Origin of the sequence: Ruegeria atlantica, assembly GCF_013032455.1 — a bacterium.
GTDB classification, from domain to species: Bacteria; Pseudomonadota; Alphaproteobacteria; order Rhodobacterales; family Rhodobacteraceae; genus Ruegeria; species Ruegeria atlantica_B.
On record NZ_WQCF01000001.1, the window covers coordinates 256246 to 269551 of the forward strand.

Sequence of the window (13306 nt, forward strand, 5' to 3'; positions counted from 1 at the left end):
AGATCATTTTTCTTTGATCTGAATCCAGATGCTCTGCGCACGTCCTTCTTTCAGAAACGGCAAAGCTTCAACTGCATTGGGTCGGTCTTGTTGCAGAAAGTAACCCGGCCAAAGCATTGAATATCCACCAGATTGCAGCAACGCATGCAGAATGTACTGCTCGCCCCACCCTGGGCAATCATAGAAAAACCGCTTGGGATATTCGTAAGGCAGAAAAACATCGTGGACATGAATGACCACACCAGGTTTGAGCGCGGGGATGATGCGACAGAACAAATGCGCGACGTCATTGCTCATCCGTACTACATGGCTGGAATCGATGAAAAGGACATCACCCGCCTCAAGTTGCTCGAACAATGATGGATCAACCTCTTCCAACCTCATCTGTTCGAAATGGTCCACAACATGCGCGATATCAGCGCGTGGGTATGGGTCGATCGCCGTGATCTGTGTGTCCAATCCACCGTCAATGACGGCCTGCCTTGTGATACGGGTGGAATTGCCACAGCCGACCTCGATCACCCGTTTGGGTGCAAACCGTCGGATCATCAGATACAACGCTTCGGCATCTGGGCTGTCGTAATAGCCGTTGCCCATGTGATAACCAGTCTGGTTGCGTGCAGAGTCTTTCAGGGCTTCCAACGCATCCGCATGCTGGCCATACTCAGCGACCAACTGGCCGATGTCGAAATCTTCCATTCCCGGTGACAGGGCATAGGCCGGACGGGTCAACCCGCCAGCGCGTTCAAACGCCTCAAGTCTGGCACGCTCCTCCTGCTCAATGGTCTTGTCGACCAGCTTTACCCCCAACTCATCAAGGGCTTCGTTGATCTTCGGGAATTTTCTGGGTTTCACGGGGCCGCTCCAATTTCCTCTTGCTTGTTCCTTACCGTTGCTTGGCGGGCCTCTGCAAGAAGGGCCGCGCCAAACGCTTGGCAAAACAGAAAATTCCGTATTCACTGGTGCGAACAGTTAAGCGAGGGCCGCCATGCAGCAAGAATACACGCTGGGTATTGAAGAAGAATATTTGCTGGTTGACCGCGACAGCCTTGAACTCGCCGAAGCACCTGCCGCACTGATGGAGGCCTGTCAGGCTGATTTCGAAGGTCAGGTCAGCCCCGAATTTCTTCAATGTCAGATCGAAGTCGGCACCCGCCCTCATACGACGGTCAAGTCCGCCCGTGAGGATCTGAAACGGTTGCGGTCCTGTGTTGCGCAGCGCGCGGCCGAGTACAACCTTGCCCCGATTGCCGTGTCCTGCCACCCTTTTGCCGATTGGAAGAAGCAGCACCACACCCGCAAGGATCGCTATGATGCGCTGCAGCATGCTTTGGGGGGCGTTGCACGGCGCATGTTGATCTGTGGTATGCATGTCCATGTCGGGGTCGAGGACCCTGCCCTGCGCGCCGATCTGATGCCGCAGCTTTCGTATTTCCTTCCGCATCTTCTGGCTCTGTCTACTTCCTCTCCCTATTGGAATGGTGAGGATACCGGCCTGTCCTCATATCGTCTGACCGTATTCGATAACCTGCCGCGCACAGGACTGCCGCCGGTTCTAGCCAGTTGGTCCGATTATGAGCGCACCACCGGGATCCTGGTCGAGCTGGGCGTGATCGAAGATACCACTAAAATCTGGTGGGATCTAAGGCCGTCGCACCGATTCCCGACTTTGGAAACCCGGATCATGGATGTACAGCCACGGTTGGAGCACACGCTTTCCCTGGCCGCGCTGCTGCAGGCTTTGACCCGAATGTTGTGCCGTCTGAAGGATCGAAACCTGCGCTGGCGCAACTACGATCAGTTCCTGATCGGCGAAAACCGCTGGCGCGCGCAGCGCTACGGCGTCGGTGAAGGGCTTATTGATTTCGGAGATCGATCCATCAAACCAATGCCCGAATTGATGGGAGAACTTATGGGCATGCTTGCCGAAGACGCCGAGGCGCTGGGAACCATGACTGAACTCGCCCGTCTGCAACAGATTGCCCAGAATGGTACCTCTGCCACCCGCCAGCGCCGCATCCATGCCGAGGCTGCAGCGCGCGGTGATGATCCCGGCAAGGCCGTGGTACAACATCTTATCGAAGAATATCACCACGATCTTTGACTCTCTGGAATGCCTCATACCGATGATTGCTGATCGTGCAAAATTTCTGTAAGGATTGCGAAATAGAACAGTTGTTCAATTCATCCGGCAGCGTGGGAGGCAAGCCTTGGATTTTGCACTTACAGAAGAGCAAACCGCGATCTTCGATATGGCATATGGTTTCGGGCAGGATCACATCGCCCCCAACGCCCGCCAATGGGAGGCTGACGGCACCATCCCTAAAAGCCTTTGGCCGCAGATCGGTGAATTGGGATTCGGGGGGCTCTATGTCTCGGAAGACAGCGGAGGGTCCGGCCTCAGCCGTCTGGATGCAACGCTGGTGTTCGAAGCACTTTCAATGGCCTGTCCATCCGTCGCGGCATTCCTTTCGATCCACAATATGTGTGCCAAGATGCTGGACAGTTTTGCCAGCGACGAACTGAAATCACGCATCATGCCCGACGTACTGAGCTTGAATACAGTCCTCAGCTACTGCTTGACCGAGCCCGGATCGGGTTCGGACGCCGCCGCGCTGAAAACCCGCGCGGACCGCACGAATGAAGGGTACACGTTGAACGGCACCAAGGCCTTCATCTCGGGCGGTGGCTATTCCGACGCCTATGTCTGCATGGTGCGCACTGGTCAGGATGGACCCAAAGGTATCTCGACCGTTTATGTCGAGGACGGCACACCGGGGCTAAGCTTTGGCGCGCTGGAACAAAAGATGGGCTGGAAAAGCCAACCCACAGCGCAAGTGCAGTTTGATGATTGCCACATTCCTTGGGGCAACCTTGTAGGCACCGAAGGCGACGGGTTCAAATACGCGATGATGGGTCTGGACGGCGGACGTTTGAACATCTCCTCCTGCTCGTTGGGTGCCGCGCAGACCGGGCTGAACATGACACTTCAGTATATGTCCGAACGTAAAGCTTTCGGCCAATCCATTGATCAATTCCAGGCACTGCAGTTCCGGCTGGCGGATATGGAGATCGAACTGCAGGCTGCCCGAACATTCCTGAGACAGGCGGCGTGGAAACTGGACCAGGGCGCGCCCGATGCGACTAAGTTCTGCGCTATGGCGAAGAAATTCGTAACCGAGACTGGATCGAAAGTGGTTGATCAATGCCTGCAATTGCACGGCGGGTACGGCTATCTGGCGGATTACGGCATCGAGAAACTGGTCCGTGATCTGCGCGTACACCAGATTCTCGAAGGCACCAATGAAATCATGCGGGTTATCGTGGCTCGTCAAATGCTTGCAGAACGCTGAGGATTCCATGCCTGACATCGACATCCGCATCACAGGCCGCGCCGGTCGAATTACCCTGACCCGCCCAAAGGCTTTGAATGCGATGACCTATGATATGTGCATGGCCATCGACACGGCCCTGCGCAATTGGCGTGAAGATGACACCGTAGATCTGGTGATCATGGACGCCGAAGGCGACAAAGCATTTTGCGCGGGCGGTGATATCGCCGATCTCTACGAAACCGGCATCAAGGGCAATTTTGACTTTGGTCGGACCTTCTGGCGCGACGAGTATCGGTTGAACGCACTTATCTTTGAATACTCCAAACCGGTCGTCAGCTTTCTGCAGGGTTTCACAATGGGCGGCGGTGTCGGCATCGGCTGTCACGGTAGCCACCGAATCGTCGGAGAGTCTTCAAGAATTGCCCTACCGGAATGTTCCATCGGATTGGTGCCAGATGTAGGCAGTACCCTTATGCTGGCACTGGCCCCCGGACGTCTGGGGGAATATCTGGGTACCACTGGTCATCACATGGGGCCCGGAGATGCCATCTTTGCCGGATTTGCTGATCACTATATCCCAATCTCGCAATGGCCTGACCTGATCGAAATGCTTGAAGCATCCGGCGATGCGGAATTGCTGGCGACGCATTCCACGACACCTCCGGAAAGCGAATTGGCCAAGCAACAAGCGAAAATCGACGCTCATTTTGCCGGGGAAAGCCTGGGCGACATCCTGAATTCTCTGAGCCAATCAGATCTCGAGTTAGCAACCAAAGCTCTTGAACTTATGGGGCGCAACTCACCGCTTTCGATGGCTTGCACTGTGGAAATTCTTCACCGACTGCGCGGCCCCAGTCTGACGCAGCGCAAAGCGCTGGAGCTGGAGTACCGCTATACTTTCCGCGCGATGGAGCATGGGGATTTTCTGGAAGGCATCCGCGCTCAGATCATCGACAAGGATCGCAACCCGCGTTGGCAGTTTGCCGACCAGACCGTGCCTGCAATTGCAGTGTCAAAGATGCTGCAACCGTTGGGTAAAGAAACACTGACATTTGAGGAGACATAAGTGATGAAAATCGGATTTATCGGTCTGGGTAATATGGGTAATCCGATGGCAGCCAATTTGGCCAAGGCCGGGCATGAGGTTACGGGCTTTGACATGGCCGAGGTTGACGTTGACGGTGTCTCTCTTGCCGGATCAGGTGCAGAGGCCGCTGCCAACGCGGATATCGTCATCACGATGCTGCCAAACGGCCAAATCCTGCGCTCGGTTGCTGATGAGATCCTTCCAGCGATGCATTCCGGAACCGTCTGGATCGACTGCTCGACGGTTGATGTCGACAGCGCCCGCGTCGTTGCAGGTCAGGCGAAAGAGGTTGGTGTCCTAGCGGTTGACGCCCCGGTCTCGGGTGGAATCGGTGGCGCTGCGGCGGGTACGCTAACCTTCATGGCGGGCGGCAGCGATGCGGCTTTTGCCAAGGCCGCCCCTCTTTTCGACATCATGGGACAGAAAGCCGTACATTGCGGTGATTCCGGCGCTGGTCAGGCCGCAAAGATTTGCAACAACATGATCCTTGGCGTGACAATGATCGCCACCTGCGAAGCCTTTGCGCTGGCCGACAAACTTGGCCTCGACAGGCAAAAGATGTTTGACGTGGTCAGCACCTCCTCGGGCTATAGCTGGACAATGAATGCCTACTGCCCCGCCCCCGGCGTTGGTCCGGAAAGCCCGGCAGACAACGGCTATCAGCCCGGTTTTGCCGCTGAATTGATGCTGAAAGACCTGCGGTTAAGCCAGCAAGCCGCCGAAAGTTCGGACGCGGACACACCAATGGGTCAGGCTGCGACTGCGCTGTATGAGCAATTCGTCGAGGCCGAGGGCGGATTAGGCAAGGATTTTTCTGCCATGCTTCCACGGTTCGAAAAGCGTGGACGCAGTTAATTGCAACTCATGGGCGACTTCCCGCGCATGGGGTTGACCATACCGTGACCGACGGCCATCTGTCTCAAGAACGGGCATTTAGTTGAAAGGAAGCAAGATGAAGCGCAGCTTGGCCATTACGACGGCAATATTGGCGATTGCGCTCAGTTCAGGCGTAGCCATGGCCGGGAACGGCAAAGGAAAAGGTGGGCACTGCCCACCCGGTCTGGCAAAGAAATCCGTTCCATGTGTGCCTCCAGGTCAGGTGAAGAATTTTTACCGCACCGGCGACTACATTAACCGCGACTACCGGTGGATTGACGACCCCTATCGATATGGGTTGCGTCGTGGTGACAGCTATATCCGAGCAGGCGACTACGTTTACCGCGTCGATCCCGACACCAGAAAAGTGCTCAACCTGATCGGCGCGGTGGCTGACATCCTTAACTGAGGATCTGCGCTCTATTCCGCAGCAACCCGAGCGCCCTCAAGCATCTGTTTCAGATACCTTCCAGTATGGCTGCGTTCAATCGCGGCCACATCCTCGGGTGTTCCGGTTGCAACAATCTCACCACCACCGTCGCCACCTTCGGGGCCAATATCGATGATATGATCCGCAGTTTTCACAACATCCAGATTGTGTTCGATCACCACAACAGTATTACCCTGATCAACCAATTCATGAAGCACTTCCAGCAACTTACGAACATCTTCGAAATGCAGCCCCGTGGTCGGCTCATCCAGAATATAAAGCGTTCGTCCGGTCGAACGTTTGGACAATTCTTTCGAAAGCTTTACGCGCTGCGCTTCACCGCCCGAAAGGGTCGTGGCCTGCTGACCAACCTTGATATAGCCAAGCCCGACACGCGCCAGCGCATCCATCTTGTCGCGGATCGAGGGCACGGCCTTAAAGAATTCCTGCGCGTCTTCCACTGTCATATCAAGGACATCGGCAATGGACTTGCCCTTGAACTTGATCTCAAGCGTTTCGCGATTGTACCGCGCGCCTTTGCAGGTTTCGCAGGTCACGTAGACGTCGGGCAAAAAGTGCATCTCAATCTTGATGACACCATCGCCCTGGCAGGCCTCGCACCGGCCACCTTTGACGTTAAAGCTGAAGCGACCCGGCTTATAACCTCGTGCCTTGGCCTCGGGCAGACCGGCAAACCAGTCGCGGATCGGGGTGAACGCCCCGGTGTAAGTCGCTGGGTTTGAACGCGGTGTCCGCCCAATGGGGCGTTGGTCAATGTCGATGACCTTGTCCAGATGTTCCAACCCCTTAATGGTTTCACAAGGCGCTGGGGTTTGCCGCGCCCCGTTCAATCGCATCGAAGCGGTCTTGAATAGTGTTTCGATGGTCAGCGTAGATTTACCCCCACCAGACACACCAGTCACACAGACAAATTTACCCAGCGGAAAGTCGGCCGTAACATTCTTGAGGTTGTTACCCGTGGCTTTGACAACTGAAACTTTCTTCTTGTTTCCCATCCGTCGCTCGGTCGGAACCGCGATCTCTCGGGTACCTGCAAGATACTGCCCGGTCATAGACGCAGCATCCGCCGCAATTTGATCTGGCGTTCCCTGACTTACAACCTGCCCACCATGAACTCCGGCACCGGGGCCGATATCAAATACATAGTCGGCCTCACGGATGGCTTCCTCGTCATGCTCCACGACAATCACAGTGTTGCCCTGATCGCGCAGGTTTTTGAGCGTGCCCAGCAACCGGTCATTGTCCCGTTGGTGCAAGCCGATAGAGGGCTCGTCCAACACATACAGAACCCCCGTCAGGCCGGAACCGATCTGGCTGGCCAGTCGAATCCGCTGACTCTCCCCCCCAGACAATGTTCCACTTGAACGGGATAGCGTAAGGTATTCCAGCCCAACGTTATTCAGGAATCCCAAACGTTCGCGAATCTCCTTCAAGATTGCACGAGCAATCTCATTCTTCTGGTTGCTCAGATGGTTTGGTGCAGCCTCGACCCAAGCCAGAGCCTCTTTGATCGACATCTGAACCACCTGGCCCACATGCAGACCAGCGATCTTGACCGCCAACGCCTCGGGCCGCAGACGGTACCCTTCACAGGTGCCGCAAGGCCGATTGTTCTGATACCGCTCGAATTCCTCACGAATCCACGCACTGTCGGTTTCGCGATAGCGGCGTTCCATGTTCGGAATCACGCCTTCAAAGCTACGGGTCACCTGATACACCCGCCCGCCTTCGTCATAGCGGAACTGGATTTCCTCGTCACCCGAACCGCGCAGGAACACCTGCTGCACTTTTGCCGGTAGATCTTTCCAAAGGGTGTTCTTATCAAATTCAAAATGGCGTGCAATCGCCTCAATGGTCTGCAGGAAATACGGAGATTTGCCTTTGCGCCATGGTGCCAAAGCGCCATCGTACAGCTTCAGCGTCTGATCCGGCACCACCAGCCGTTCGTCAAAGAACAGTTCAACCCCGAGACCATCGCAGTCCGGGCAAGCCCCAAAAGGCGCGTTGAATGAAAACAGGCGGGGTTCAATCTCGGGAATCGTAAATCCGCTGACCGGGCAGGCAAAATTCTCGCTAAAGGTGACGCGTTCCGGGTCGCCTTCGCGCGGTGCCGTCTCTAGAATCGCAATTCCATCGGCAAGATCCAGAGCGGTGCGCAAACTATCGGCCAGCCGGGTCTCCATCCCTTCACGTACGACAAGGCGGTCAACGACCACATCGATGTCGTGACGGAACTTCTTGTCCAACGTAGGCGGTTCGTCCAGTTCATAGAAGTCACCGTCAACTTTAACGCGCTGGAACCCCTGCTTGCGTAGCTCAAGGAATTCCTTTTTGTACTCGCCTTTCCGGTCCCGCACAATCGGCGCCAGCAGATAGCCCCGAGTCCCCTCCTCCATTGTCATGATCCTGTCGACCATGTCCTGCACCTGCTGAGCCTCGATGGGTTGACCAGTGGCGGGGCTATAGGGTGTGCCCGCACGTGCGAACAGAAGACGCAGGTAGTCATAGATCTCAGTGACAGTACCAACGGTCGAACGCGGGTTTTTCGAGGTGGTTTTCTGCTCGATGGATATCGCCGGGGACAAGCCGCTGATGTGATCCACATCGGGCTTTTCCATCATATCGAGGAACTGACGCGCATAGGCCGACAGGCTTTCAACATAGCGGCGCTGACCTTCGGCGTAGATCGTGTCAAACGCCAATGACGATTTGCCCGAGCCCGACAGCCCAGTGATCACCACCAGCTGATCACGTGGGATATCCACGTCGATGCTTTTGAGGTTATGCTCGCGCGCGCCGCGCACCTCGATATTCTTCAGCTCAGCCATTTTCGGCCCCCAACACACAAGTGTCTTAGAAATAGGCTAGCGGCATCGAGTCTCCAACAAAAAAGTTAGAACAAAGTATGAACAATCGGATTATTGCCGACATCTCCTGACACAAAAACCCCGATCCGATGGCCACCCCTAGAAAGGGGTTAAGATTTCATCGTATCTAAGGGAAATGGCGCGGTTGACGGGGCTCGAACCCGCGACCCCCGGCGTGACAGGCCGGTACTCTAACCAACTGAGCTACAACCGCGCATTAAGGTCTATGTCTGACCCATTGACCCGGATCAAAGGCTGGCAGCGATGGCGCGGTTGACGGGGCTCGAACCCGCGACCCCCGGCGTGACAGGCCGGTACTCTAACCAACTGAGCTACAACCGCCCGCTGCACGTTCGTTGCTGAACGTTTGGGTGTATTATGGCTACGGTCGGGCAGCGTCAAGCGGCGTTTTGAAGTTTTTTCAGGATTTCGAATTTTTCCGCGCAGCCAGCCATTTTGGGTCAGCCCCACAGCAGGTCTTACTTGCAGAAACGTGCTTGGTGGTACTTGCAGCCTGCCGTAAGTCACTTTATGAAGCGCTCTGGCGGGTGATTAGCTCAGTGGTAGAGCGCTTCGTTCACATCGAAGATGTCAGGAGTTCAAATCTCTTATCACCCACCATCACTTTCATAATTGTTAAACGCCACTTACTTGGTTCGCAGGCCTGAAAAGACGACAATTGACATGACGCTAGGACAAGAACCTCACTGTCTCGGCCTTTTTGATCGCTAAGTTGAGCAACTTGCGTTTATCCAGATACCGAGCTACGGCTATGTCCAATATTATGTGAGCCAAACGAGCAGGTTTTTTGAAGACTATCATTCACATTGGAATGCCCAAGACGGGCAGTACGGCGCTTCAAAAGGCCCTTTGTGGTGCACGTAAAGAGTTGGCCAAAAATAGTGTGTTATATCCAATTCAAGGCAAGCAAGTAAACCACGGACTGCTTGCTGGTGCAGTTCGACCTTATGAGGTTGCTCCGAGACGGTTTCGAAGATTTTCAGAACAGGAACTCAACTCACGCGTTAAGGTTTTTCTTGAAAACTTGAACAGTCAGATTTTAGGGCACGATTCTGATCTGTTAATCCTCTCCTCCGAATACCTGTGGCCAGTGGGGCAAAACCAAGCCGGGCTGGAAAAGCTCGGGTTTTTGCTGAAACAGGCCGGAATCGAAAATCCTGAATTCGTAGCTTATGTCAGGGGGCCTTCCAGCTACTATCTGTCAGCAACTCAGCAGCGCTTACGAGCATCCTCTACGTTTCGACAGCCCGGCAATTACAACATAACAGCGAATCTTGACGCATATTCAGAGTTTTTTTCGAATTCGAAATTCTCCGTTCGCTTGTTCAACCGCGAAGCTCTGGTCGGCGGCGATATTATTTCTGACTTTATGTCGCTGCATAGGCCAGACCTGCAGGGAATCGTGTCGAAGGCGGCAAAAAAAATCTCGACCAATGAATCGCTGTCTGCTGAAGGAATGGTGTTGATGCAGCAGTTTAGAAGGCATTTCTACGCGAACCAAGATGACCGAATTAACAAGCAAACACTAAGGTTCATTAATCAGTTACGTCGTGTAGAGAAGAGGTTAAACCTGCCTCGTCCCATGCTTCGACCTGAGGTCGCCGAATATACAGATTATTCAGGCACTGGGCCTTTAGAACTGCGTGATCGCTATGGCATCGTTTTCCCGAAACTAGACTATAGCCGCCTCGAAAGGGGTGAGTTCGCTAAAAAGCCTCAGATCGGAAGTGACGTCCAGGACGTTGTGCAAGTCAGCGATGAACGACTGGAACAGATGGTACGCCGCCTTTTGCAGAGCTATCTCAGCTTGAATCCCACCCTTAGAAAATGGTTGCGATCCTTGCCTCTTGGTAAATCGGCTTAATCCGCTTTAGCCAGTTTAGAACGCCGCGCAGATTGGCCGATCATTTCTTCAACAACCATGATATCCGGCAGCAGAAACAAGCCTCTTCAATATCTAAGCGTACGCCTTTCACAGCTGAAAGACTCAAGACAGCGATTTTTATAGATGAATGACGGGGCTGTCGCCCCGCTTCTTCCATTTCAGATCAATGCGCTGTTGCCGAAGGAACAGCGTCTTCTGACGCCTTAGCAGCCGCCGCAGCAGCTTCTTCTGCCGCTTCGTCCCACTCAATGGCCTCAGGCTTGCGCACAAGAGAATGTTCCAGAACTTCCGACACATGTTTGACCGGAATGATCTCTAGCCCTTCTTTCACGTTATCCGGAATATCTGCCAAGTCCTTCTCGTTTTCTTCCGGGATCAGAACTGTTTTGATCCCACCGCGAAGCGCCGCAAGCAGTTTTTCCTTAAGCCCACCGATCGGCATCGCATTTCCTCGCAATGAGACCTCGCCAGTCATCGCGATATCCTTGCGCACCGGAATGCCGGTCAGCACGGACACAATCGAGGTCACCATCGCCAGACCAGCACTCGGGCCGTCCTTGGGCGTCGCCCCATCCGGCACGTGGACGTGGATATCCAGCGTGTCGAATTTCGGCGGCTTCACCCCGATCTGAGGCGAGATTGACCGCACATAAGACGAGGCCGCGTCGATGGATTCCTTCATCACATCACCCAGCTTACCCGTGGTCTTCATCCGCCCCTTGCCGGGCAGTTTCAGCGCCTCGATGTGCAGGAGGTCGCCACCGACCGATGTCCACGCCAGACCGGTGACAACACCGACCTGATCGTCCTGTTCGGCCAGACCGTAACGGAACTTGGGCACGCCAAGGAACTCATCCAGATTGTCCGGCGTCACGGTGATCGAGTCCGCCTCTTTCTTGATGATCTTGGTCAGCGATTTCCGCGCCACCTTGGCGATTTCGCGTTCGAGGTTCCGCACGCCCGCCTCGCGGGTATAGGTGCGGATCATCTTTTGCAGCGCTTCGTCGGTCAGTTCAAACTCCTTGGTTTTCAGACCATGGTTTTTGACCTGCTTGCTGATCAGGTGCTGTTTGGCGATCTCGCTCTTTTCCTCTTCGGTGTAACCGGCCAGCGGGATGATCTCCATCCGGTCCAGCAAAGGCCCAGGCATGTTGTAGCTGTTCGACGTGGTCAGGAACATCACGTTGGACAGGTCATATTCGACCTCAAGATAGTGGTCCATGAACGTGCTGTTCTGTTCCGGGTCGAGCACTTCAAGCATCGCCGAGGCTGGATCACCACGGAAGTCCTGACCCATCTTGTCGATCTCGTCGAGCAGGATGAGAGGGTTCGTGGTTTTCGCCTTTTTCAGCGCCTGAATGATCTTGCCGGGCATCGAGCCGATATAGGTCCGACGGTGGCCCCGGATCTCGGATTCGTCGCGCACACCACCCAACGAGATGCGAATGAACTCGCGCCCCGTGGCTTTGGCAACCGACTTACCCAGCGAGGTTTTACCCACACCCGGAGGGCCAACAAGGCACAAGATCGGGCCTTTCAGCTTTTTCGACCGCTGCTGAACGGCCAGATATTCAACGATCCGCTCCTTGACCTTCTCAAGGCCATAGTGGTCGTCATCCAGAATTTCCTGCGCCCGACCCAGATCCTTTTTGACGCGGGATTTGGTGCCCCACGGCAGCGATAGAATCCAATCCAGATAGTTGCGCACAACGGTCGCCTCAGCCGACATGGGCGACATGTTCCGAAGCTTCTTCAGCTCACCTTCGGCCTTTTCAAGCGCCTCTTTCGACAGCTTGGTTTCAGCGATTTTGGCTTCCAGCTCAGCGACTTCGTTGCTACCGTCCTCACCATCGCCAAGCTCCTTCTGAATAGCTTTCATCTGCTCATTCAGATAGTACTCGCGTTGGGTTTTCTCCATCTGGGACTTGACGCGGGTCTTGATCTTTTTCTCGACCTGCAGAACCGACATCTCGCCCTGCATCAGGCCATAGACTTTCTCAAGCCGCTCGCTGACGCTGAGGGTTTCCAGCAATTCCTGCTTTTGCTCGACTTCGATACCCAGATGACCCGACACCAGATCAGCCAGCTTGGCAGGCTCCGTGGTCTCACCAACCGCGTTCAAGGCTTCCTCGGGGATGTTCTTGCGCACTTTGGCATAACGCTCAAACTCATCCGCGACGGTGCGCAGAAGCGCTTCGGTCGTGGTTACGTCGCCCGGAATTTCGGTCAGATATTCGGCGCGCGCCTCGAAAAACTCTTCGTTTTCAAGAAATTCAGTGATCTGCACACGCGCCTGCCCCTCGACCAGCACCTTCACGGTGCCATCAGGCAGCTTCAGCAATTGCAGAACGTTGGCCAGAACACCAGAACGGTAAATTCCGTCCTGCGCCGGGTCATCATCACCGGGATCAATCTGGCTGGACAGCAAAATCTGCTTGTCGTCCTGCATCACTTCTTCCAATGCGCGGACGGATTTTTCCCGCCCCACGAACAACGGCACGATCATATGCGGAAATACCACGATATCGCGCAGCGGAAGTACGGGGTATGAGGAATTAAGGGGCTCTTGCATGCTCAATCCTTATCGTTGGCAAGACGGCTCTGGTCCCTGCTTGAGGCAACTCTTGGCCATCTCCTGTCTTGGACGATAAAGGTGGGGCCTCATCGCCCTTTTTCAACCTTACCGCCATGTATCGAGGTTCAGAATGACTGTTGTGTTCGGCAAGGGCAAGGCGACAAACCACAAGCTTTGGCAATTTTCCTGAAAAACAATTCAGGCGCGAA

9 protein-coding genes and 3 tRNA genes are annotated in these 13306 nt (G+C 54.8%); 7 read left to right on the forward strand and 5 right to left on the reverse strand.

Annotation, left to right across the window (positions count from 1 at the left end):
* Nucleotides 1-3: 3 nt before the first annotated feature.
* The gene (locus GOW93_RS01290) at nt 4-855 is read right to left on the reverse strand and encodes a class I SAM-dependent methyltransferase (protein WP_170381260.1); all 852 of its coding nucleotides are present in this window, start codon (nt 853-855) and stop codon (nt 4-6) included.
* Between the two features lie 133 nt (nt 856-988).
* On the opposite strand from GOW93_RS01290, the gene GOW93_RS01295 reads away from it, so the two are divergent.
* From GOW93_RS01295 to GOW93_RS01315, 5 genes are all read left to right on the forward strand, one after another.
* Nucleotides 989-2104 (forward strand): carboxylate-amine ligase, encoded by a 1116-nt coding sequence (locus tag GOW93_RS01295; protein ID WP_170381261.1) that lies wholly within the window; start codon nt 989-991, stop codon nt 2102-2104.
* A gap of 106 nt (nt 2105-2210) precedes the next feature.
* Complete coding sequence (locus GOW93_RS01300; protein ID WP_170381262.1) at nt 2211-3353, forward strand: acyl-CoA dehydrogenase family protein; 1143 nt, start codon at nt 2211-2213, stop codon at nt 3351-3353.
* A gap of 7 nt (nt 3354-3360) precedes the next feature.
* Complete coding sequence (locus GOW93_RS01305; protein WP_170381263.1) at nt 3361-4401, forward strand: enoyl-CoA hydratase/isomerase family protein; 1041 nt, start codon at nt 3361-3363, stop codon at nt 4399-4401.
* 3 nt (nt 4402-4404) lie between these two features.
* Nucleotides 4405-5277, forward strand: a complete 873-nt coding sequence (gene mmsB, locus GOW93_RS01310; RefSeq protein WP_170381264.1) for a 3-hydroxyisobutyrate dehydrogenase — start codon at nt 4405-4407, stop codon at nt 5275-5277.
* Between the two features lie 97 nt (nt 5278-5374).
* Entirely contained in the window at nt 5375-5707 is a 333-nt protein-coding gene (locus GOW93_RS01315) for a hypothetical protein (RefSeq protein ID WP_170381265.1), read from the forward strand.
* Between the two features lie 11 nt (nt 5708-5718).
* Here the strand turns inward: GOW93_RS01315 and uvrA are convergent, their stop codons facing one another.
* From uvrA to GOW93_RS01330, 3 genes are all read right to left on the reverse strand, one after another.
* The gene (gene uvrA / locus GOW93_RS01320; protein ID WP_170381266.1) at nt 5719-8577 is read right to left on the reverse strand and encodes an excinuclease ABC subunit UvrA; all 2859 of its coding nucleotides are present in this window, start codon (nt 8575-8577) and stop codon (nt 5719-5721) included.
* Between the two features lie 176 nt (nt 8578-8753).
* Nucleotides 8754-8830 (reverse strand) — tRNA-Asp (locus tag GOW93_RS01325).
* A gap of 51 nt (nt 8831-8881) precedes the next feature.
* A tRNA-Asp gene (locus tag GOW93_RS01330) sits at nt 8882-8958 on the reverse strand.
* Between the two features lie 204 nt (nt 8959-9162).
* On the opposite strand from GOW93_RS01330, the gene GOW93_RS01335 reads away from it, so the two are divergent.
* Together GOW93_RS01335 and GOW93_RS01340 are read left to right on the forward strand one after the other, a co-directional pair.
* Nucleotides 9163-9237 (forward strand) — tRNA-Val (locus tag GOW93_RS01335).
* Nucleotides 9238-9424: 187 nt separating this feature from the next.
* Nucleotides 9425-10501: a hypothetical protein gene (locus GOW93_RS01340; protein WP_170381267.1), complete on the forward strand. Its 1077-nt coding sequence runs from the start codon at nt 9425-9427 to the stop codon at nt 10499-10501.
* 184 nt (nt 10502-10685) lie between these two features.
* Here the strand turns inward: GOW93_RS01340 and lon are convergent, their stop codons facing one another.
* On the reverse strand, nt 10686-13094 hold the full coding sequence (gene lon, locus GOW93_RS01345) for an endopeptidase La (protein WP_170381268.1): 2409 nt from the start codon (nt 13092-13094) through the stop codon (nt 10686-10688).
* Nucleotides 13095-13306: the final 212 nt, after the last annotated feature.